This is a genomic window from Pedococcus sp. P5_B7, assembly GCF_054049895.1.
In genome coordinates this window covers 316,503-338,579 of the sequence record NZ_JBFULM010000006.1, presented here as the reverse complement: position 1 = coordinate 338,579, position 22,077 = coordinate 316,503, and the positions used below count along the sequence as shown (strand labels likewise).

Genomic DNA, 22,077 nt, shown 5'->3' with positions numbered 1-22,077 from the left:
GGGTTTCCCACCCAGCTCTCGGAGGTCAGCAGTGTCGCTCGACGCGTCAGCCGATGCGGCGCCGTCGCTGAAGCGCAGCCTGCAGATCGTGTGGGTGGGGGTGCGGCGCGAGCCACGCTGGTTCGCGTTCGCCGTCGCCGGGAGCGCCCTCTACGGCGTGATGACGGTGCTCACGGCCTGGGCGATCGGCAAGGTCACGCGCGAGCAGGTGCAGCCGGCCGTGGCCGCCGGGCACGCGACCGCAGCCCAGCTGTGGACCATCTTCGGCTGGATCGCCGGCGTCGTCGTCATCAACGTCGTCGGTGTCGTGATCCGGCGCATCGCTGCTGGCTACACGATGTACAACGTCGCGGCCGGCTTCCGCCGCGAGGTGACGCGGCAGTACCTCCGGCTCCCGCTCGCGTGGCACCACCGACACCCGTCGGGGCAGCTGCTCTCCAACGCCAACGCCGACGTCGAGGCGACCTGGAACGTCTTCGCGCCGCTGCCGATGGCGATCGGCGTGATCATCATGCTGGTGGCCGGCATCGTGCAGATGGTGCTGGTCGACCCGGTGATGGCGATCATCGGCCTGACCGTCTTCCCGGCGCTGTTCCTCGCCAACATGGTCTTCCAACGGGCCATGTCGCCGCGGGTCTCGCGGGCCCAACAGCTGCGGGCCGAAGTCAGCGAGGTGGCCCACGAGAGCTTCGAGGCGGCGCTCATCGTGAAGTCGATGGGTCGCGAGCAGCAGGAGTCCGACCGGTTCGAGGAGGTCACCCGACGGCTGCAGGCGGCCAACGTCGAGGTCGGTCGCACCCGAGGCACCTTCGACCCCGTCATCGAGTCGATCCCGACCCTCGGCACCCTGGCCGTCCTCGCGGTCGGCGCGCACCAGGTCGCGAACGGTGCCCTCACGCCCGCCGCGGTCGTCCAGGTCGCCTACCTCATCTCCGTGCTGGCCTTCCCGGTGCGCGCCCTCGGCTGGGTGCTCGGCGAGCTGCCGCGCACCGTCGTCGGCTGGGACCGCGTCGACGCCGTGCTCAAGGCGCGAGGGGAGCTGGAGTTCGGGTCGGTGCAGCTGGACCGGCGGGGGGCCTCCCATGCCCGACTCGACCGGGTCGACTACTCCTACGACATCATCGACGAGGCCGGCGAGGAGTCGACCTTCCAGGCCATCCACGGGGTGTCGCTCGAGGTCGCGGCCGGCTCGACGGTGGCGCTGGTCGGACCCACCGGCTCGGGCAAGACCACGCTGACCAACCTCACGCTCCGCCTCGTCGACCCGCACCACGGACGGGTGACCCTCGACGGGCTCGACCTCCGCGAGGTGGCTCGCGGCGGGGTGTCCGCGGTGGCGGCGCTGGTGCCGCAGCAGACCTTCATGTTCGACGACACCGTGAGTGGCAACGTCACGCTCGGCGGCGACTACACCGACGAGCAGGTGTGGGCCGCGCTCGACGTCGCGCAGGCCACCGGCTTCGTCACGGAGCTGCCGCTCGGCATCGAGACGCGGGTGGGGGAGCGCGGCACCTCCCTGTCGGGTGGCCAGCGGCAGCGGATCGCCTTGGCCCGAGCCGTGATCCGTGGCCCTCAGCTGCTGGTGCTCGACGACGCCACCAGTGCCGTCGACCCCGCGGTGGAGCAGGCGATCCTCGCCGGCCTGCGCAGGACGAGCGCCGGCACGTCGGTGCTGGTCGTCGCCTACCGCATGTCGACGATCACGCTCGCCGACCAGATCGTCTACGTCGAAGGGGGTCGGGTCGTCGACCACGGCACCCACAGGGAGCTCGAGCAGCGGTGCATCGGCTACCAGCGGCTCGTCACCGCCTACGCCCGCGAGGCTGCCGAGCGCGCCGCCGTCGCCGCAGACGAGGAGGTGGACGCGTGAGCACCTCGATCGACGCCACGTCCTCGCTGGGCACGGTCGCCACCCTGAAGCGCGGCCTCGACCTGTCGCCCGAGCTGCGCCGCGGCCTGGGGGTCACCCTCGGGCTCGCCGCCGTGACCACCGTCGGCCGGATCGTCGTGCCGTTCGTCGTCCAGCAGACGACCGACAACGGGCTGGTCGGCAAGAACGGCCCCGACCCCGGCCTGGTGACCCGCTACGTGCTCTTCGCCCTGATCGCCGTGGCCATCACCGCCGCGAGTGCGTATGCCGTGAACGTGCGCCTCTTCCGGTCCTCCGAGGCCGGGTTGGCGTCGTTGCGGCTCAAGGCGTTCCGCCACATCCACGACCTGTCGATGCTCACCCAGAACACCGAGCGCCGCGGCTCGATGGTCAGCCGTGTCACCTCCGACGTCGACACGATCAGCCAGTTCGTCCAGTTCGGCGGCATCATCCTGGTGCTCAGCCTCGGACAGATCGCCGTGGCGACGGGGCTGATGCTCTACTACAGCCCGCTGCTCACCGGCGTGGTGTGGCTCTGTTTCGTGCCGCTCCTCTTCGTGATCCGCCGGTTCCAGGCCATCGTCGGCCGGGCCTACACGATCGTCCGCGAACGAGTGGGCGACCTGCTGGCGGCCGTGTCGGAGTCCGTCGTGGGAGCCGCCACCATCCGCGCCTACGGGGTCGAGGAGCGCACGGCCACCCGCATCGACGCGGCCATCGAGGCGCACCGCGCAGCCTCGATCCGGGCCCAGGTCCGGTCGGTCGTGGCGTTCTCGTCGGGGCAGCTGGTGGCCGGCCTGACCCTGGCCGTCGTCCTCGTCGTCGGCACCGTCCAGGCCACCGGCGGTCACCTCAGCCTGGGCAAGCTGCTGGCCTTCCTCTTCCTCGTCAACCTGTTCACCCAGCCGGTGCAGCAGGCCACCGAGATCCTCAACGAGCTCCAGAACGCCGTGGCCGGTTGGCGCCGGGTGATCGGGGTCATCGACACCCCGGCTGACGTGGCCGACCCGGGCGACGAGGGCCAGGCGTTGCCCCGTGGGCCGATCACCGTCGACTTCGACGCGGTGTCCTTCGCGTATCCCGGTGGTGACACCGTCCTGCACGACGTCAACCTGTCGATCGCGCCGCGGTCGCGGGTGGCGATCGTGGGGGAGACCGGGTCGGGCAAGTCCACCCTGGCCAAGCTGCTGACCCGGCTGATGGACCCCACCGAGGGCACCGTGCGGATCGACGGGGTCGACCTGCGCGACGTGCGGTTCTCCTCGCTGCGCGACCGCGTCGTGCTCGTGCCGCAGGAGGGCTTCCTCTTCGACGCGACGCTGCGCGAGAACGTCCGCTTCGGTCGACCCGGGGCCACCGACGAGGACGTGCGCCTCGCCATCACCGAGCTCGGCCTCGACGCCTGGCTGGCCGGGTTGCCGCAGGGACTGGMGACCGAGGTCGGGCAGCGCGGTGAGTCCCTGTCCGCGGGTGAGCGCCAGCTCGTCGCCCTGGCCCGCGCCTACCTCGCCGACCCCGACCTGTTGGTCCTCGACGAGGCGACGTCGGCGGTGGACCCCTCCACGGAGGTCCGCCTCCAGCGGGCCCTCGAAGGCCTCACCCGTGGTCGCACCTCGATCGCCATCGCGCACCGGCTCTCCACGGCCGAGGCCGCCGACGAGGTCGTCGTCGTCGACCGTGGCCGCATCGTCGAGCGCGGACCGCACCGAGACCTGGTCCGTCAGGACGGCGTGTATGCCGCGCTGCACGCCTCGTGGGCGGCGCAACAACGCGGCTGATGGCCTCGAGCGGAGGGCCGCGCGATGGAGGTCGACAGCTCTGTACGCCACGGCTGGTTGTTGCAGACACTGGCGGGGGTGGGGGCGCAGGAGCATCCTGACCTCATGGCAGAGAGCTCGTCGCCTGGGCCGACGCCCGCTCGGAGCATGACCGTCCCCCTCACGGGATTCGCGGCCGGCGCGGTGGTTGCGGTGCTCCTCGGCGTGTTCGGCAGAGCGCACGACCCGACGCTCGCCGGCACCACCACCCTGGGCTTCCGGACGGTCCTGGCCATGAAGGTGGTCGTCACCGTGGCCATCGGCGTGATCGCCGTCCTCCAGCTCCTCGGTGCACTCTGGCTCTACGGCAAGCTGGGCGCAGCGGCGCCCGCGTGGCTCGGGACTGCGCACCGCGTCTCCGGATCGATCGGCGTCCTGCTCATCGCCTTCGTCGCCTACCACTGCCTCTGGGCTCTTGGCCTGGAGTACGGGACGTTGCCCGACGGAGAGCCCGTGTCCACCCGGACGCTCGTGCACGGCATACTCGGCTGCCTCGTCATCGGCGCCCTGGTGACCAAGGTGGTCGCGGTGCGGTCGAAGCACGCGCCCGGGTGGTTCCTCCCCGTGGCCGGTGGGCTGCTCTTCACGCTGCTGATGGCCGCGGTGCTGACCTCGGCGGTCTGGTACCTCGCCGCCAAGGGCTGGCCGGCCTCCGGCTACTGACGCCTGACGGGGCGTGGAGGGCGAGGTATGGCGCGTTCGCGCCTCCGATGGGACCCTCGACCATGGGGACGAGACGGAACATCCACTGCCTGATCCGTGGCCACCGCTGGGACGTCGTGAGCGACGACAGGGGACTGGACGAGCGCTGCGTGAGGTGTGGCAGGCACCGTGCCGGCGCACGCACTGACGAGGCCGAGGTGATGATCCGGGGCATGCGCAACGGCGGGGGAGGCGTGGGTATCTGACGCTGCGACCTCGTGGGGTCAGGGGCAGGATCAGCCACATGACGAGACCGTTCCGCTTCGGGGTCGTGGCCCCCGTGCTCACCGACCTGCCGACGTGGCGCGACCGGGTGCGCCGCATCGCCGGCCTCGGCTACTCGACGCTGCTCATGCCCGACGTCCCGCTCTGGCAGCCCGCACCTGCACCGACTCTCGCGCTGGCTGCCGCGGTCGCTCCCGACCTCCGCGTCGGGACCTGGGTGTCTGCCGCGCCCATGCGGCCGGCGTGGAGCCTGGCGTGGGAGGCGCACTCACTCTCGGTGCTCACCGAAGGTCGGTTCGAGCTGGGCATCGGCACCGGTCGGCCCGGTATCGAGGACGAGCTGCGCGAGCGCGGCCTGCCCGTCACCTCGCCGGCTGAGCGGCTGCGCGAGGTGCGCGAAGCCGTATCCCAGCTGCGCGAGCTGGACGGACCCGAGGTCCACACGCCGGTCGTGATGGCGGTCCGTGGACCGAAGGCGCAGGCGCTGGCGAGCGAGGTCGCCGACACGGTCACCTTCTCCACGACGTCGCGTGACACCCGCGCCGAGGTCGCCGAGCTCGCCCTCGGCTTCCGGTCCACCCGGGACGTCGAGCTCGCGCTCCACGTGCCGGTCATCGGTGACGGGATCGCGGCGTTCATGGCGTCGGCGCGGGAGACCGACCCGGTCGCGCTGCGCGAGGCAGACTCGCTGCTCGTGCTCCCGGACGACCCCGCGGCCGCCATCGAGGAGCTCCAGCGACGACGCGCAGAGCTGGGGTTCTCCTACGTGGTGATCGGTGCCGACTTCGCGGAGGTGATGGCCCCCGTCGTGGCCGCTCTGGCGGGCCACTAGCCCGCGCTGTTGCTACGGTTCCCTCGGTCAGTGCCGACCGGCATACGAGGGGGATGCGATGCAGCTGGACGACGAGGTGGGCCACGCCGCCCAGCCCACCCCCGTGCGGGCGGAGGCGCGCCCCACGGGTGCCGAGCGCCTCCTCGCACCAGGCGACCGCACGAGGCTGGTCCTCGCCAGCGCCCTCATGCTGTTCGTGGAGCTGGCGCTGATCCGGTGGACCTCGTCCAACAACCTCTACCTCGTCCACATGACCAACTTCGTCCTGCTGGCGAGCTTCCTCGGCATCGGCATGGGCTTCCTGCGCGCCAGGGCGACCCGCGACCTGTTCCCGCTGGCGCCGCTCCTCCTCGCCGCGCTGGTCGGCTTCGTCCTGGCGTTTCCGGTCCGCACGGGGACAGGTCGTGGCGGGCGGTGGCACCTGGTGGGGATGTTCGATCTGGCACCCCTCCCACGGTGGCTCAGCCTGAGTGTCATCTTCGTCCTCGCCGCGGCGACGCTCATGGCCCTCGCCCAGGAGGTCGCGCGCACCTTCGCGCGGTTCGAGCCGCTCGAGGCCTACCGCCTCGACGTGGTCGGCAGCCTGACCGGCATCGTCTGCTTCGCGGCCCTGTCGTTCCTGCGGCTGCCCCCGCTGGGGTGGGGGCTGGTCGCAGTGGCCGTCTTCGTCGTCCTGCTCGGCCGCCGGTTGCGGCTGCTGCGGCGGGGGCCGGCGATCGCCCTCGCGGCCCTGGTCCTCATGCTCGGGGCCGAGTCCGTCGTGGGCAGCTTCCAGTGGTCGCCGTACTACAAGATCCACACCACCCAGCTGGCCGGCGGGCTGTTCCGGGTCGAGGTCAACAACACTCCGCTCCAGACCGCGCTCCCGGTGGCCGACATCCGGCGCGACTCGCCGTTCTACCTCTACCCCTACACCTATGCCGGCTCCCGCGACGACGTGCTCGTCATCGGCGCGGGCACCGGCAACGACGTGGCGGTGGCGCTCGCGCAGGGCGCCAAGCGCGTCGACGCGGTCGAGATCGACCCCGCGATCATGCAGCTCGGCCGGGACCACCACCCCGACCGTCCGTTCTCCGACCCGCGGGTGACCACCCATGTCGACGACGGCCGGGCCTTCATGGAGCGCACCAACCGGCACTACGACCTCATCCTGCTCGCACTGCCCGACTCCGCGACCATCGTCACGGGACAGTCGGCGCTGCGGCTGGAGAACTACCTGTTCACCACCCAGGCGCTCACCCAGGCCCGTTCGCTGCTCAAGCCCGACGGCACGTTCGCGATGTACAACTACTACGAGCCGTGGCTGCTCGACCGCTACGCCAACACCGTGCGCACCGTCTACGACGCGGCCCCGTGCGTGCAGCTCGGGCCGAGCTACGGACCGCGCCAGCAGGCGGTGCTCACGCTGCGCAAGGACGCCAGCACCGGTGGGTGCACGACGACGTGGTCGCCCCGGAGCGCCGCGCTGGAGCCGTCCGTCGACGACCGCCCGTTCCCGTACCTCGGGTCGCGCACGATCCCGTCGTTCTACCTCTGGATGCTGGGGCTGGTCCTGCTGGCCTCGCTCGTCGGGGTGCGCACGGTCGCGGGTCCGCTACGGACCATGCGGCCCTACGTCGACCTCTTCTTCATGGGCGCCGCGTTCCTGTTGCTGGAGACCAAGAATGTCGTGCAGTTCGCGTTGCTCTTCGGCACCACCTGGGCGGTCAACGCGGCGGTCTTCGCCGGCGTGCTCCTCAGCGTCCTCGCGGCGATCGAGGTGGCGCGGCGCGTCACCATCCGTCGCCCCGTCCTCTTGTATGCCGCGTTGCTGGCCGCGCTGGCGGCGGCCTGGCTGATCCCGCAGGACGCGTTGCTCGACCTGTCCCTGGTGCCGCGGTTCCTGGCGGGCGTGACCATCGCGTTCGCGCCGATCTTCATTGCCAACTTGCTCTTCGCGGTGCGGTTCAAGGGCGCCGGCTCCAGCACCGTCGCGTTCGGAGCCAACCTCCTCGGCGCCATGGTCGGTGGGGCGTTGGAGTACCTCGCGCTGATCTTCGGCTTCAACGCCCTGCTGGTCGTGGTGGCGGTCCTCTACGGGGCCGCGCTCCTCACCGGGTACCGGCACCTGGTCGCCATCCGCGCCTGACGGTTTCCTTTCACGCCCCGCTCTGGGAGCCTTGCGGGAGGGATGGCGGCGCCCTGGGCCAGCCGACAATCTCGGAGTGGGCTCCGGCTCGCTGTGCACCAGCTGACTGCTGGCACGAGGGGTAGTGCCAGCGCACCACGTTGGGGGGAGCCATGTGGCGGACAACTCTTCCGTTTCTCAGGAGCACACTTCGCGGAAGCCGCTTCAGCGTTGTGGCCGTGATCGCGTGTTCGGTTGTCTCCGGTGTAGTAGCCACGACCAAGTCCCTGATCGAGTCCCGAGTCATCACGACTGTTGCCAACATGGTGGACAACCACGACTACTCCTCGCTGTTCACCGCGCCCATCGGGGCGGTCGGGTCGGATGACTCTGATCCCGTGTCGAGAGTTGCCGGCTCTCTCCTGACGGGCATGGAGTTCGGGCAGGCAGTCGTGGTCTATGTGCTGATCAGTGCAGTCACTGCACTCCTCATCGTCATCACCTCGGCCGCCAGGGAGACCATTTCCTGCCGGCTCTTCTCCGAGCTGTTCGAAGCTGGAGTGAAGAGCGCCTTCACCAGGGCGACGACTCGACTCGACCAACAGGATGACGAACCTGGCGGCGCTGCGGGCGCCATCCAACAGGGCGCCCGCGCAGTGTCAGGCGCCTACGCATTGCTGGTCGAGGCCGTGCAGTACCTCTTCACGCTCGGAACCATCCTGATCGTTCTCGTGCGGGTACACCTTGGCTTTGCGGGGCTGTGTGCAGCAGTGGCCCTCCTGTTCGCCACGATCAGCTTCGTGCAAGGCCGCCGTCTGGGCTCTCAGCGTGAGGAGTTCGACGACCGGCGCCGCTCACTCTTCTCGTTCACGGCGGACGTGCTCGCGAACCGGGACGTCCTGCTGGCTCACGAGCGTAGGGACACCTACGTCGAGCGGCTCCGTGCCTCGAGCCTTGGCCTTGGGAAGATCGACAGGCACCTCTCGGTCCGTGAAAGCAGGTACCTGGGATCCGTCAACTTCATCAACGACCTCGGGCAGATCGGCATTCTGGCCGTCGTTCTCGCCGTGTCCATGCAAGGGACCGACGTCACCAGCGTCGGCGACGCCTATTTCTATGTTTCACTCTTTGCCCGGCTGACCAGCCCCATCAGGGGACTGCTGAACGGATACGACTCAGTTCGCCGTTCGATGTCGACGTCCAAGACATTGGTCGACCTGCTGGGCCAGCGGCTGACCAGCAGTGCGGGGTCGGGTTCTCCTGCGGCTGTTGGAGACGATGCGGTCGTCTTCGAAGACGTCCAGTTCGCTTACTCCAGCGAGGGCCCAGCTGTTGTGGCCGGCTGCTCATTCCGAGTCCCGTCAGGTGGGGTCACGCTCATCGTTGGGCGCTCGGGCATCGGCAAGACAACCCTTGCACGACTGTTGCTCGGATTCATCGAGCCCACCGAAGGCGAAGTGCGTGTTCACGGAGTGCCCACACGGGACTGGAACAGCGACGAGATGCTGCTCCAGATGAGCTATCTGGCCCAGACCGGACACGTCATCGACGGCTCGGTCAGGGAGAATCTCTTCGCTGCGGATGACATGGCGGACTCGTTGCTCACGTCGGCCCTGAGCGCGGCAGGTCTCCACGGGGAGGGTTCGGGCGACCTCTTGGACAAGCGCGCGAAGACGTTGTCCGAAGGCCAGAAGCAGCGTCTGGCACTGGCCCGAATCCTGGCTGACACGGCACCGATCGTGGTCCTGGATGAGCCCTTGGCCGGCGTGGATGGCTTCACCTTCGCCGAGATTCGTGGACCGCTGTCAGTGTGGATGGCGGATCCGCGGCGCACAGTCGTCATCGTGAGCCACCGACTTGCCTTTGCTTCGAGTGCCACCCATGTCGTCGTTCTGGGGGATCACGCTTCGGTGATGGAGCAGGGCACCCCGAAGGAGCTGGCGGCGATCCCCGGAGGACGGTTCGCCACGCTGCTTGCCGTGGCTCGCGATGAGGCGTCGGCCGCGCCCAAGGGATAGTGAGAGAGGGCTGGTGGAAGCGGCGCGCCTGGCTGCTGGCTCGGAGGAGCTCCGAGCGCATAATGGCGTCATGAGCGGACGTCAGGGTCCATGAGCGGGACGGGTGGTCGTCGTGATCGGCCCACGCTCGAGGACCTGGTCCACCGCGCCCGCACAGAGCTGAGGGACTGGACGGACGCTCACGAGCACGACCCGGGTGTGGCGCTGCTGGAGCTGTTCGCCTACGTCGCCGAGCTGCTGAGCAGCTACTCCGACCGGGTCGCGGGGGAGGCCCATCTCGGCACCGAACGTCACGGATCTGGGCGCCGAGCCACGGTGGACGTCGTGGTCGACGGTCGGCCGTGGCGCCGCGTCAGCGACTTCGGCGACTCGGATGCGGGGGACCACCACTACCTCGTCAGCCAACGCGCTGATGGGGCGAGCATCATCGAGTTCGGGGACGGCGTGCATGGCCGGAGACCGCCGTCCGGTAGCTCGATCGGCGTTCGTTACCGGAACGACCGCGAGTACTCGTCGGTGATCGTGCAGAACGGGCGAGTCATCCTTGACGCCGATTGGAGCGAGGCCGCATCCGGTCACACCGACGGGATCCACGCTGGTGTGGTGCTCGACAACACGGATCCGCTGATGCGCCGTCGCCTGCTGGTTCGGGTGCCCGACGTGAGTGGCGATCAGGCGTTGTGGGCGATGTCCTGCCTGCCCGTACCCGATCCCCCCGGGGTGCCGGCGGTCGGCGACGGCGTCTGGGTCGCCTTCGAGTCGGGCGACCCGTCACGCCCGGTCTGGTTGGGTCGCCGCCTGACCACCTGAGGTGTGCCATGGAGTGAGATCGCCCCCGGGGCCGGGCTTGCGGATCCACCCGCGCCGCTGCCGTCAGGCGAGTCCGGCTCGGTGGGCGATGACGACCAGGTGGACCCGGTCACGGGCGTCGAGCTTGGCCTGGATGCGCGACACGTGGGTCTTGACGGTGGTCTCACCGATGAACAGGCTCGTCGCGATCTCGGGGTTGGTGGCGCCCTGGGCCACGAGCTCGAGCACCTGCGACTCCCGCGGTGACAGGCGACCCACGGCGGCCACTGCCTCAGGGTGTCGCCGTGCTGGTTGGCCGCGCACGAGCTGGGCCAGCACCTGCTTCTCGACGGCGACGTCACCGGCCGCGACGGCTCGGATCGCTGCGACGAGCGACTCCCGTGGTGCGTCCTTCAGGAGGTAGCCGCTCGCGCCCGCCCGGAGTGCGGCGAGGACGTAGTCGTCCGCGCCGAACGTGGTGAGGATCAGGATCTTCGTGGCAGACCCCGACTCGATCACCTGACGGGTCGCCTCGATCCCGTCGACCTCGGGCATGCGGATGTCCATGAGCGCGATGTCTGGGGCGAGTGTCGTGATGAGGCCCACGGCCTCCGCCCCGTCGGCCGCGGTGCCGAGGACGGTGAAGTCCTCCTCGGCGTCGAGGATCGCGGCGACCCCGTCGCGGATGAGGAACTGGTCGTCGACGACGACGATGGTCGTCACGGGTTGCCGCGCAAGGGAAGGACCGCTCGCACGCGGTAGCCACCACCGGGCCGGGGTCCCGTCGTCAGCAGGCCACCGCAGGCGGCCACCCGCTCCTGCATCCCCGACAGGCCGTAGCCCGGCGTGGCCGCCGACCCGTTGGCCTGGCTCGCCGGCTCACTCTCGTTCTGCACGTCGATGACGAGCAGGTCGGCCTGCTGCGTCACCTCGACGGACGTCGGCGAGGTGTGCGCGTGGCGCAGCGCGTTCGTCAGCGCCTCCTGCACGACTCGGTATGCCGTCGCAGACGCCTCCGGGGTCAGGGTGGGTTGGTCGCCGGGCGCGTCGAGCGTGACCTCCAGGCCGGACTCCCGCATCCGTCGGACCAGCTCCGGGACGTCGGGCCACGTCGGGGCCTGCGCTGTCTGACCGCTCTGGGTCGGGTCCCGCAGCGACTCCAGGAGGCGACGCGTCTCCCCGAGGGCCTCGCGGCCGGTGTCCTGCACCCGCCGCATCGCCTCGTCGGCGCGCGCCGGGTCGGAGGTCATGAACAGCCGCGCGAGCTCCGACTGCACCACCACGACGCTCAAGCCGTGCGAGACCACGTCGTGGACCTCGCGGGCCAGGGTGAGCCGTTGCTCCGCTGACGCGGCCTGCGACTGGGCGGCCACGGCTTGCGCCACGTGCTCGCGCAGCTGGCGCTCGTGCTGGAAGGCGGCTCCCAGGGCGAAGACCCACCACGCATTGAGGCCCCACGCCCACGCGTTGCCCACCTCGATCTGCGGGATGACCGACGTCCACAACAGCACCGGCAGCTCGGGAAGCACCAACGCGGCATACCGGGTCGGACCTCTCCCGTAGCGCCCGCAGGCGAACACGGCGACGACCAACAGGTACAGGGACGACAACAAGAACGCGTGCAGGTCCGCCGTCGTCGTGAGCGCGAGTGCACCGACCACCACCAGCAGGGCTGGGACGGGGTACGTGCGACGGAAGCACTCGGCCAGGGCACAGACGGTCAGGACGAGCGCGAACGGCCAGCGCGGGCCGTGCACGGCGACCGTCTGCGGGCCGACCACCCACAGCTCGACCTGCCCCGCGGCCCAGAGCGCCGCAGGGACTGCCCAGTCCCGCCAGGTGAGGCGGCGCACCAGCCCCGACATGACCCAAGGCTACGCGGGTGGGTGCGTTCGGGAGGTCGTCCTGTGGTCCACACCCGAACCACCCCAGGGGATGACGAGGTCGGACTCCACCGGCGACGCGGTTGGCCGTCCCGGAGCGGCACGCTGCAGCCATCCACCCAGAGCAGGGGCAACGAGAGGACCTTCGATGAGACCGCCCACCCTGCTCCCTGCGACGACTGCTGTCGTCCTCGTGCTGGCCCTGGCCGCGTGCGGCGAGGGCGGCGGCTTCACCGCCGGACAATCGTTGAGCAGCAACGAGTTCCGTGCGGCGGTGGACCAGATAGGGGCCGCCGGCAAACCGGCCTACTACCTGGGCTCCTCCTACGACGACCTCCCGCTGACCGTGCTCGACCTCGTGGAGGAGAACGCCCCGTCCTTCCAGGTCCAGGCCGACTACGGCACCTGCGAGTCCTCCGGCGACGGTGGGTGCTCGGACCCGGTCGTCGTCTCCACGAACGACTGGCGGCCGGACGTGGAGGTGATCGCCTGCCGGCGCCTCGAGCCACAGCTCGGCGTGCCTGCCGGTGTCGTCATGGGTGAGCTGACCCTGGTCACCGGTGAGCTCGTGATCACCCTCTCCGACTTCCGCGAGCGGCCTGGCGATGACGGGATCGCGCCGGCCGTCCGAGCACTCTCCGCCCTGCGGCGGGTAGGCGACTCGACGCCGGTCGGGTCACTGCCGCCACCGACCCCCGAGGCGGCCGGGTGGATGGACGAGGCCTGCGGCACCACACCCGGGAAGGAGGTGTTTCACGAGCTGGGCGGCGGTCCGGACGCTCTGGGCAACTCCACGGTCCCCGACTTCACGGTGGAACGACTCGGCGGCGGGGAGCTGGCGTGGGCCGACTACCAGGGCAAGCCGCTCGTGCTGGTGGTCGGCACCGGCCCCCAGGTGTCTGCCACCGTGCGGCGGCTGAAGCCCATCGTCGCGCGAAACCCTTCGCCCCCAACGCTGCTCGGGTTGGTCAGCGACCCGTCCGGAGACAAGTTCAACCCCCGGCCCGTGTCCGAGATCGAGTCGGAGGTCGGCGACCTCGGGGTGCCTGTCGGGTATGCCGCCGTGCCCCTGTCCGCGGTCTGGTTCCTGGACTCCGCGGCCAACCGCGGCAACCAGAACGCCTGGGACGAGGGAGTTGTCGCCTTCGTCGATGCCTCCGGCGCGGTCACCCAGTTCGCCCGTCCGTCGGCGCCCGACGCCCAGCTGGGGGAGTGGGCTCGTGCGCTGGGCTGAGGTGTGGTCACCCGCCGCGGTGGCCCCCAGCCCCAGAGGGATCGACCACGAACCCGTGCTCACGGCTCCCAACGCCATCACCCTGCTGAGGACGGTCGGCTCGCTCGTCCTCGCCATGGCAGCCCTGGCCCACGCGAGCCCCGGTCTGCTGGTCGCGTCCTACCTCGTCTACTGGGTCGGTGACATGGCCGACGGCGAGGTGGCCCGCCGGATGGGCCTCGAGACGCGGATCGGTGCCGTGTTCGACATCGTCGCCGACCGGGCGAACAGCCTCACCTGCGTGGCCTGCTTCGTCGCACTCGACCCGCGCCTCGCCGTACCCATGGCGATCTACGTCATCGAGTTCGCGGTCGTGGACACCATGCTTTCCCTCGGGTTCCTGGCCTTCGAGGTGCTGGGCCCCAACGACTTCCACGGCGTCGACCTGCTCCTCTGGCGGTGGAACTGGTCCCGCCCGGCGAAAGCACTCAACACCTCCTGCATCGTGCTGGCCTGCCTCGCTGGTCAGGTGGGGGTGGCGACCTTCTTCGCGGCCGCCGTCCTCGCGGCCAAGGTGTGGTCCTGCTTCCGCCTGCACCAGCTCGTCAGCAAGACCACCCGGGAGGTGAGCCATGAGCGCTGCAGGTGAGCTCGCGGGTGCCGGTCTCCTGTTCGGGGCCCTGGGCGCTGGTGCGGTCTCGGGACTGGTCCCGGTGATCAACGCGGAGGCCCTGCTCACGGCGGCCACCGCAGGCAACCCGCACCTCTGGCTGGGCCTGGCCGTCAGCCTCACCGTGGGGCAGTGCTTCGCCAAGGTGCTGATCTACCTCACGGCCCGCGAAGGGCCGCACCGCCTCCACCCCGACGGCAGGGTCGGACGAGTCGTGGACCGCGTGCGCGCCCGCGCACGGGCTCGCAGCGGTGGCAGGACCCGCCGACCGTGGTCAGTGGGGCACGGGGCACGGGTCCCGGTGTGGCTTCGGCCCGAACGCCTCGTGCGGCTGCTCGCCCGGCCGCTACCCGGCACCTCCGTCGTCCTCCTCAGCGCGACGGTCGGACTGCCTCCTCTGGCGGCGGTCAGCGTCGTGGCCGGGACTGCGCGGCTTCGGCTGCCACTCTTCGTCGCCGGGTGCCTGACCGGACGGCTGGCGCGCTTCGCGCTGATCGCCTGGCCGGTGGCCCACCTCGTCACCTGAGGGTCGTGCGGCGCGGCGCGCCGGCACGCGGCATCCCCCGTGCTCATGGGCGGCCGGGCGGATGGGCGGCATCGGGCACCGGCCACGCGTCGGATGGTGGGCGGCGCGGACCGTTCGGACGCACGCACGGCAGAATGGCCGGGTGACCTCGCCAGCAGTCCTCGACCCGGCCATCGCCGCGCGCCTCAAGCGTGACGCGCAGGGCCTCGTGGCGGCCATCGTCCAGCAGCACGACACCGGTGAGGTGCTGATGCTCGGCTGGATGGACGACGAGGCGCTGCGCCGCACGCTCGGCGAGGGACGCGTGACGTTCTGGTCGCGCAGCCGGGGAGAGTACTGGCGCAAGGGCGACACCAGCGGCCACGTCCAGCACGTGCGCTCGGTGGCGCTCGACTGCGACGGTGACGCGCTGCTCGTGAAGGTCGACCAGGTCGGTGCCGCGTGCCACACCGGCGACCGCACCTGCTTCGACGCCGGCGACCTCGGGGCGAGCGTGGTCGAGCCGTGACGGACGTCAGCCCCGACCTGTCGTTCGGCACCACCTGGCCGAACCTCGAGACCTTCCAGATCCTGGCCAAGGACCGGCGGGTCATCCCGGTGGTGCGCCGGCTGATGGCCGACGCCGAGACGCCGGTCGGCGTCTACCGCAAGCTCGCCAAGGACGCGCCCGGCACGTTCCTGCTCGAGTCCGCCGAGCACGGCGGCGTCTGGTCGCGCTACTCCATCGTGGGTGCGGCCAGTCGGGCGACGCTGACCGAGCGCGACGGTCAGGCCCACTGGGTCGGCGAGCCGCCGGTGGGCGTGCCCACGGACGGCAACCCCCTCGAAGCACTGCGCGACACCGTGGCCGCCCTCGCCACCGAACCCATCGAGGGCCTGCCTCCGCTGACCGGCGGCATGGTCGGCGCGATCACCTACGACGCCGTGCGCCGGTGGGAGAAGGTGCCGGCCACCCTGCCCGACGAGCTCGGACTGCCCGAGATCTCGATGATGCTCGCGACCGACCTCGCCGTGCTCGACCACGCGGACGGCTCGGTGCTGCTCGTGGCCAACGCCGTGAACTACGACGCCACCGACGAGCGCGTCGAGGACGCCTGGGCCGACGCCGTGTTCCGGCTCGACGCCATGACGAGCGACCTCGCGGCCGATGCCGCGTCGACGGTCGCCACCGTGGACCGGGTCGCCTTCGCCGCGGCCCGTGACGAGGTGCGCAGCAACCTGACGCAGGCCCACTTCGAGGAGATGGTCGAGCAGGCCAAGGAGGACATCCGGGCGGGGGAGGTCTTCCAGGTCGTTCTGTCGCAACGGTTCTCGACACCATGCCCCGCCGACGCCCTCGACGTCTACCGCGCACTGCGCTCCTCGAACCCCAGTCCCTACATGTACCTGCTGCGGCTCCCGGCAGGCGACGGCACGACCTACGACGTGGTCGGCTCGTCACCGGAGGCCCTGGTCAAGGTGACCGGCCGTCGCGCCATCACCCACCCGATCGCCGGCTCACGTCCTCGGGGCAAGACCCCTGAGGACGACCAGCGCCTCGCCGAGGACCTCCTCGCCGACCCCAAGGAGCGGGCCGAGCACGTGATGCTCGTCGACCTGGGCCGCAACGACCTCCAGCGCGTGTGCGCCGCGGGCACGGTCGACGTCGTCGAGTTCATGAACGTCCGCCGCTACTCGCACGTGACCCACCTCGAGTCCACCGTCGTCGGCGACATCCGCCCCGACCAGTCCGCGTATGACGTGCTCGTCGCGACGTTCCCGGCCGGCACCCTGTCCGGTGCCCCGAAGCCCAGGGCGCTCAGCCTGATCGAGCACTACGAGCCCAGCCGTCGTGGGGTCTACGGCGGAGTAGTCGGCTACCTCGACTTCCACGGCGACCTCGACATGGCCATCGCGATCCGGACCGCCGTCATCAAGGACGGCACCGCCCACGTCCAGGCCGGCGCCGGGATCGTCGCCGACTCGGTGCCGACCTCGGAGTTCGAGGAGACCGTCAACAAGGCTGCGGCGGCGCTGCGTGCCGTGGCCACGGCCGCCGCCCTGAGGACCGTCGAGTGAACCGTTCCCGGCTGACCTCCAAGCTCGCGGTGGTGCTGCTGGCCCTCCTCGGCTCCGGCATCCTGCTGTCCAGTGGCGGCCGGGTGTGGGTCAACGGCACGGTGGACGACGCCGTGCTCGGGGCGAGCAGGATCTCCGGCACCGGCACCGAGGTCGCCTCGGGGGTCATCGCCCTCGCCCTCGTCGGTGCCGCGGCTGCCCTGGCCAGCGCCACCGGCGGTGCGCTGGTGCGCCGCCTCACCCTGGCCGTGCTGGCCCTTGCCGGCATCGCGGAGGCGGTGGTGGCCGCGCGCGTCGCCCTGGCGCCCGAGGACCCCCTGGGCGCCATCGCCGCCAAGGCCGCGGGGCGGACGGGGTCGATCGAGACGCACGCCACGATCACCGCGTGGCCCTGGATCTGTGTGGTCGCCGGCGGGCTGCTCCTGCTCGCCTCCGTCGCGGGGTGGCTGGGTGCCTCCCGCTGGCGGGGGCTGGGCGCCCGCTACGAGGCCCCCACGACGTCCGCGGGCGCGCGGGGCCAGCGCGTCGCGACGGACTGGGACCGGCTGGATGCCGGTGACGACCCCACGCTGCGCGACGGCGGCGCAGCCACCTGACAGAATGGGTGCCGACCCGGCCGCGACCCGCACCCACCGCGCCCACCCCACACGACCACGACCACCAGCAGGAGCCAAGCCGATGGCAGAGCAAGAGATCCACGAAGACCACGGACACAGCCTCGCGGCGTGGACGGGAGTCGGCGTCATCCTCCTCGGGTCGGCCATTGCTGCCTGGGGCGTCGCCATCGCGAACACCGCGGTGTTCGTCATCGGCATGGTCATCTGTGTCATCGGTGCGGTGGCCGGGAAGGTGCTGTCACTCGCCGGCTACGGCGCGACCTCGCTCGACGGTCCGGACAGCCCCGACAGCAACAAGCCCGAGGTGGGCGTCAAGTAACACGGAGGGCCACCCGTCCACCGGCTGACCCCAGCACGGAGCTCCCAGTTCCGCTGGATAGCCTGTCGACATGCCCACCGTGCTCGACGACATCGTTGCCGGCGTCCGCGAAGACCTCGCCGGCGCACAGGCGGTCGTCGGCCGTGACCGCATCGAGGAGCTGGCGGCGTCAGCCGCCCCCGCCCTCGACGCCGAGGCAGCCCTCCGACGTCCGGGTCTGGCGCTGGTCGCCGAGGTCAAGCGAGCCAGCCCGAGCAAGGGTGCGCTGGCACCGATCGCCGACCCTGCCGCCCTGGCCGCGGAGTACGAGGCGGGTGGAGCCACGGCGGTCAGCGTGCTCACCGAGCGACGCCGGTTCCACGGCTCGCTCGACGACCTCGACGCGGTGCGCAAGGCAGTGCGGATCCCGGTGCTGCGCAAGGACTTCATGGTCGACGACTACCAGCTGTTCGAGGCCCGCGCCCACGGTGCCGACCTGATCCTGCTCATCGTCGCGGCGCTGGGGCAGGACGACCTCGTCCGCATGCAGGGGCTGGCGCACGAGCTGGGCATGACCGCGCTCGTCGAGGTGCACGACGAGGACGAGACCCGCCGGGCCGTCGACGCAGGCGCCTCGGTGATCGGGGTCAACGCCCGCAACCTCAAGACCCTTGCCGTCGACCCCGACACCTTCGCCCGGCTCACGCCCCTGATCCCGGACACCTGCGTCAAGGTGGCCGAGTCCGGAGTCGGTGGACCGGAGGACGCCGCCCGGTTCGCGGGTGAAGGCGCCGACGCCGTGCTGGTGGGCGAGGCACTGGTGCGTGGCAGCGACCCGCGCCGCGCGGCATACGAACTCATCGCGGCGGGAGCCACACCATGACCGGCCTGACCCCCGAGCCGCTGGCCCGTCCCGGACGCTTCGGCGACTTCGGCGGCCGCTACGTGCCCGAGGCACTCATTCCCGCGCTGGAGGAGCTCGACGAGGCGCGCCGCAAGGCGATGGTCGACCCCGAGTTCATGGGCGAGCTCGAGCGCCTGCACCGCACCTACACGGGCCGTCCGAGCATCATCACCGAGGTGCCGCGGTTCGCCGCCCACGCCGGCGACGCCCGGATCATCCTCAAGCGCGAGGACCTCAACCACACCGGCTCCCACAAGATCAACAACGTGCTGGCGCAGGCCCTCCTGACCAAGCGGATGGGCAAGACGCGCGTCATCGCCGAGACCGGCGCCGGTCAGCACGGCGTCGCGACCGCCACCGCAGCCGCCCTGATGGGGCTCGAGTGCGTCATCTACATGGGCAAGGTCGACACCGAGCGGCAGGCCCTCAACGTCGCCCGCATGCGGATGCTCGGCGCCGAGGTGGTCGCCGTCCCGACCGGCAGCGCGACCCTCAAGGACGCCATCAACGACGCCCTGCGCGACTGGGTCACCAACGTCGGCAACACCCACTACATCCTCGGCACCGTGACGGGTCCGCACCCGTTCCCCGAGATGGTCCGTGACTTCCACCGGGTGATCGGGGTCGAGGCGCGCGCCCAGGTGCTCGACCTCACCGGACGCCTTCCCGACGCCGTGATCGCCTGTGTCGGTGGCGGATCCAACGCCATGGGCATCTTCCACCGGTTCATCGACGACGCCGAGGTGCGGCTGATCGGCATCGAGGCCGGGGGAGAGGGCATCGAGTCGGGCCGGCACGCAGCGCGGTTCGCGGCCAGCTCGCCCGGGGTGCTGCACGGCACGTTTAGCTACCTCATGCAGGACGACGACGGCCAGACCCTCGAGTCGCACTCGATCTCGGCGGGACTCGACTACCCGAGCGTCGGCCCGGAGCACGCCCACCTCCGCGACACCGGGCGGGCCGAGTACCGCTACGCGACCGACGAGCAGACCATGAAGGCGTTCGAGCTCCTGTGCCGCACCGAGGGCATCATCCCGGCGCTGGAGTCGGCGCACGCCCTCGCCGGGGCGATCGAGGTCGGTCGTGAGCTCGGCCCCGACGCCCTGCTGCTGGTCAACCTGTCGGGGCGTGGCGACAAGGACATGCACACGGCTGCCGAGTGGTTCGGCCTCATCGACGGCGACGCGACCCCCAGCGGCACGGTCCCCGGCGGCGCGGCCGACGAGCCGCGCGCCGAGGGCGACGGAAGGACCCAGCTGTGAGCTCCACGACCACGGGCATCGGGGTCGGTCGCGTCCTCGAGCAGTGCCGCGCGGAGAACCGCGCCGCCCTCGTCGGCTACCTACCCGTCGGGTTCCCCTCGGTCGAGGGCTCGATCGAGGCGATGGTCGCGATGGTCGAGGCGGGTGTCGACATCGTCGAGGTCGGCATCCCCTACAGCGACCCGCTCATGGACGGTCCGGTCATCGCCTATGCCGCCGACCAGGCCCTCAAGCGCGGGGTCCACGTCGCCGACGCCTTCACCGCGACGCGAGCCGTCCGCGACGCAGGGGCTCCGCCGCTGGTGATGTCCTACTGGAACCTCATCCTGCGCCACGGGCCCACCGCCTTCGCGCGTGACCTCGCGGCCGCCGGTGGCGCGGGCATCATCACCCCCGACCTCATCCCCGACGAGGGCGCCGAGTGGATCGCGGCGAGCGAAGAGACCGGTCTCGACCGGGTCTTCCTCGTCGCCCCGAGCTCCACGGAGCAGCGCATCGCCGCCGTGACCGCCCAGTGCCGTGGCTTCGTGTATGCCGTGTCGCACATGGGCGTGACCGGCGCGAGGACGTCGATGGGCGACGCCGCGGCAGTCATCGTCAACCGGACCAAGGCGGTCACCGACAAGCCCGTGTGCGTGGGCCTCGGGGTCTCCGGTGGGTCGCAGGCGGCCGAGGTCGCCGCCTACGCCGACGGGGTGATCGTGGGCTCGGCGCTCGTGCGGTGCCTCACCGAGGCGGACGACCCGGCCTCCGGCATCGCCTCGCTCCGCGCCCTGGTCGGTGAGCTGGCCGAAGGCGTCCGGAGCGGTCGCTGACATGAGCGCGCTGTCGGCCCCGCGGGTCCGCGACGTCATCGGGCTGCTCGCCCGTCTGGTCCTGGGTGGCGTGGTCCTCGTGGCCGGACTGCTCAAGGTCGGCCACCTCGAGACGTCCGCGAGGTCGGTCCGCGCCTACCAGCTGCTGCCCTACGACGTGGCCGGCTACCTCGGCTACGGCCTGCCGATCCTCGAGGTCGCGATCGGCGTGCTGCTGGTCCTGGGGTTGTTCACCCGGTTCAGCGCCGTGGTGGGCGACTTCCTGATGGTGGTCTTCATCATCGGGATCGCCTCGGCCTGGGCGCGCGGCCTGTCCATCGACTGCGGCTGTTTCGGCAAGGGGGGAACCATTGCGGCCTCCCAGACGCAGTATCCGCAGGAGATCGCCCGCGACGTCGGGCTGCTCGCCTGCGCCCTGTGGCTGATGGTCCGACCTCGGTCGGCCCTCAGCCTCGAGCGGACCCTGTTCGGCGACCCACTCGGCTCGGACCACCCGGACGGCTCCCACCCAGACCACGAGAACCACCCGGCCAGCCCGGACCACGAGAGGCAGCCCCACGCATGACCAGCAGCAGCGCCAGCCGCAAGGCGAAGATCCAGGCGGCCGCCCCCAAGGGCGGGATCCGCAACGCCAAGAGCGGTGGGAGCGGGGGAGCGAACCGCATCGTGGTGGCGACCGTGGTCGTCGTGGTCGTGCTCGCAGCGGTCATCACCGCCGTGATCCTGGGCAGTAGCGACAAGAAGGAGGCGACCACCGCGGGCGGGTCGGTGCTCCCCAAGAACGTCGCGGCGATGGGCGCCGGGCTGGTCGTGAACCCCGGCGCGCCCGCGAACGTGCCCACCCTCGACCTGTACGAGGACTTCCAGTGCCCGGTCTGTGCGCGGTTCGAGGAGATCTTCGGGCTCCAGATCGTCGACCTGGTCAAGGCCAACCAGGTGAAGCTGGTCGCCCACCCGCTGTCCTTCCTCGACGACAACCTGCGCAACGACTCCTCGAACCGCGCCGCGAACGCCGCCTCGTGCGCCGCTGACGCGGACAAGTTCCTGCAGTACCACGCGGCCACCTTCCAGGGTCAGCCGAAGACCGAGGGCGCCGGCTACACCGATGCCCAGCTCAGGCAGTTCGCGGTGCAGGCGGGGCTCACGGGTCCCACCCTGACGACGTGGGAGCAGTGCTACACGGCGAAGTCGCACAACCAGTGGGTCGAGTCCGTGCAGACCCAGTCGGAGAAGGACGGCGTCAACGGCACCCCGACGGTCAAGCTGGACGGCACGGTCGTCGACCTCAGCGGCCTGACCCGCGACAAGCTGGCCGCGGCGGTCAAGGCGGCGACGAAGTAGCAGCACCGAGCCGCCCACCGCTGGTGGGCGGGCCTGTGGACGACCGGAGGACTGCCCATATATAGGTAGTTATAGTCATCCACATGACTATAACTACCAGAAAGATTTATGGTCGCATGGCCGCGGCCCT

21 protein-coding genes are annotated in these 22,077 nt (G+C 70.8%); 19 read left to right on the top strand and 2 right to left on the bottom strand.

The window, feature by feature from the left end:
- Positions 1–31: 31 nt before the first annotated feature.
- The 7 genes from ACXJKD_RS15390 to ACXJKD_RS15360 all read left to right on the top strand — a co-directional run bounded on the left by ACXJKD_RS15390 (position 32) and on the right by ACXJKD_RS15360 (position 10,381).
- Entirely contained in the window at positions 32–1,870 is a 1,839-nt protein-coding gene (locus tag ACXJKD_RS15390; protein ID WP_457255483.1) for an ABC transporter ATP-binding protein, read from the top strand.
- Positions 1,867–3,648, top strand: coding sequence for an ABC transporter ATP-binding protein (locus tag ACXJKD_RS15385; RefSeq protein ID WP_457255482.1), 1,782 nt, complete (start codon positions 1,867–1,869; stop codon positions 3,646–3,648). Before ACXJKD_RS15390 ends, ACXJKD_RS15385 begins: the two co-directional genes overlap by 4 nt.
- Before the next feature lie 147 nt (positions 3,649–3,795).
- Positions 3,796–4,350 carry a DUF6529 family protein gene (locus tag ACXJKD_RS15380; protein WP_457255481.1) on the top strand — a complete coding sequence of 185 codons (555 nt, stop codon included), beginning with the start codon at positions 3,796–3,798 and terminating at the stop codon, positions 4,348–4,350.
- Positions 4,351–4,633: 283 nt separating this feature from the next.
- Positions 4,634–5,446 carry an LLM class flavin-dependent oxidoreductase gene (locus ACXJKD_RS15375; RefSeq protein WP_457255480.1) on the top strand — a complete coding sequence of 271 codons (813 nt, stop codon included), beginning with the start codon at positions 4,634–4,636 and terminating at the stop codon, positions 5,444–5,446.
- Positions 5,447–5,504: 58 nt separating this feature from the next.
- Positions 5,505–7,574, top strand: coding sequence for a spermidine synthase (locus ACXJKD_RS15370; RefSeq protein ID WP_457255479.1), 2,070 nt, complete (start codon positions 5,505–5,507; stop codon positions 7,572–7,574).
- Positions 7,575–7,792: 218 nt separating this feature from the next.
- Positions 7,793–9,571, top strand: coding sequence for an ATP-binding cassette domain-containing protein (locus ACXJKD_RS15365; RefSeq protein WP_457255478.1), 1,779 nt, complete (start codon positions 7,793–7,795; stop codon positions 9,569–9,571).
- Positions 9,572–9,661: 90 nt separating this feature from the next.
- The gene (locus tag ACXJKD_RS15360) at positions 9,662–10,381 is read left to right on the top strand and encodes a phage baseplate assembly protein V (protein WP_457255477.1); all 720 of its coding nucleotides are present in this window, start codon (positions 9,662–9,664) and stop codon (positions 10,379–10,381) included.
- Between the two features lie 63 nt (positions 10,382–10,444).
- On the opposite strand, the gene ACXJKD_RS15355 is transcribed toward ACXJKD_RS15360, so the two are convergent.
- The gene (locus ACXJKD_RS15355; protein ID WP_457255476.1) at positions 10,445–11,083 is read right to left on the bottom strand and encodes a response regulator; all 639 of its coding nucleotides are present in this window, start codon (positions 11,081–11,083) and stop codon (positions 10,445–10,447) included.
- The gene (locus ACXJKD_RS15350; RefSeq protein ID WP_457255475.1) at positions 11,080–12,225 is read right to left on the bottom strand and encodes a sensor histidine kinase; all 1,146 of its coding nucleotides are present in this window, start codon (positions 12,223–12,225) and stop codon (positions 11,080–11,082) included. The genes ACXJKD_RS15355 and ACXJKD_RS15350 overlap by 4 nt, the downstream gene beginning before the upstream one ends.
- A gap of 166 nt (positions 12,226–12,391) precedes the next feature.
- Between ACXJKD_RS15350 and ACXJKD_RS15345 the strand changes: the two genes are divergently transcribed.
- The 12 genes from ACXJKD_RS15345 (at position 12,392) to ACXJKD_RS15290 (ending at position 21,947) form a co-directional block, all read left to right on the top strand.
- Positions 12,392–13,477, top strand: a complete 1,086-nt coding sequence (locus ACXJKD_RS15345) for a hypothetical protein (protein ID WP_457255474.1) — start codon at positions 12,392–12,394, stop codon at positions 13,475–13,477.
- A gap of 55 nt (positions 13,478–13,532) precedes the next feature.
- Positions 13,533–14,105 carry a CDP-alcohol phosphatidyltransferase family protein gene (locus tag ACXJKD_RS15340; RefSeq protein ID WP_457255473.1) on the top strand — a complete coding sequence of 191 codons (573 nt, stop codon included), beginning with the start codon at positions 13,533–13,535 and terminating at the stop codon, positions 14,103–14,105.
- The gene (locus ACXJKD_RS15335) at positions 14,089–14,652 is read left to right on the top strand and encodes a hypothetical protein (RefSeq protein WP_457255472.1); all 564 of its coding nucleotides are present in this window, start codon (positions 14,089–14,091) and stop codon (positions 14,650–14,652) included. The genes ACXJKD_RS15340 and ACXJKD_RS15335 overlap by 17 nt, the downstream gene beginning before the upstream one ends.
- 142 nt (positions 14,653–14,794) lie before the next feature.
- Positions 14,795–15,160: a phosphoribosyl-AMP cyclohydrolase gene (hisI, locus tag ACXJKD_RS15330; RefSeq protein WP_457255471.1), complete on the top strand. Its 366-nt coding sequence runs from the start codon at positions 14,795–14,797 to the stop codon at positions 15,158–15,160.
- Positions 15,157–16,710 carry an anthranilate synthase component I gene (locus ACXJKD_RS15325; protein ID WP_457255470.1) on the top strand — a complete coding sequence of 518 codons (1,554 nt, stop codon included), beginning with the start codon at positions 15,157–15,159 and terminating at the stop codon, positions 16,708–16,710. Before hisI ends, ACXJKD_RS15325 begins: the two co-directional genes overlap by 4 nt.
- Complete coding sequence (locus tag ACXJKD_RS15320) at positions 16,707–17,306, top strand: Trp biosynthesis-associated membrane protein (protein WP_457255469.1); 600 nt, start codon at positions 16,707–16,709, stop codon at positions 17,304–17,306. Before ACXJKD_RS15325 ends, ACXJKD_RS15320 begins: the two co-directional genes overlap by 4 nt.
- 82 nt (positions 17,307–17,388) lie before the next feature.
- On the top strand, positions 17,389–17,646 hold the full coding sequence (locus ACXJKD_RS15315) for an HGxxPAAW family protein (protein ID WP_457255468.1): 258 nt from the start codon (positions 17,389–17,391) through the stop codon (positions 17,644–17,646).
- A 70-nt stretch (positions 17,647–17,716) separates the two neighbouring features.
- Positions 17,717–18,508 (top strand): indole-3-glycerol phosphate synthase TrpC, encoded by a 792-nt coding sequence (gene trpC, locus ACXJKD_RS15310; RefSeq protein ID WP_457255467.1) that lies wholly within the window; start codon positions 17,717–17,719, stop codon positions 18,506–18,508.
- Positions 18,505–19,791 (top strand): tryptophan synthase subunit beta, encoded by a 1,287-nt coding sequence (gene trpB, locus ACXJKD_RS15305; protein WP_457255466.1) that lies wholly within the window; start codon positions 18,505–18,507, stop codon positions 19,789–19,791. Before trpC ends, trpB begins: the two co-directional genes overlap by 4 nt.
- Complete coding sequence (trpA, locus tag ACXJKD_RS15300; protein WP_457255465.1) at positions 19,788–20,606, top strand: tryptophan synthase subunit alpha; 819 nt, start codon at positions 19,788–19,790, stop codon at positions 20,604–20,606. Before trpB ends, trpA begins: the two co-directional genes overlap by 4 nt.
- A 1-nt stretch (position 20,607) precedes the next feature.
- The gene (locus ACXJKD_RS15295; RefSeq protein WP_457255464.1) at positions 20,608–21,171 is read left to right on the top strand and encodes a DoxX family protein; all 564 of its coding nucleotides are present in this window, start codon (positions 20,608–20,610) and stop codon (positions 21,169–21,171) included.
- Complete coding sequence (locus ACXJKD_RS15290; protein WP_457255463.1) at positions 21,168–21,947, top strand: DsbA family protein; 780 nt, start codon at positions 21,168–21,170, stop codon at positions 21,945–21,947. Before ACXJKD_RS15295 ends, ACXJKD_RS15290 begins: the two co-directional genes overlap by 4 nt.
- Positions 21,948–22,077 lie beyond the last annotated feature (130 nt).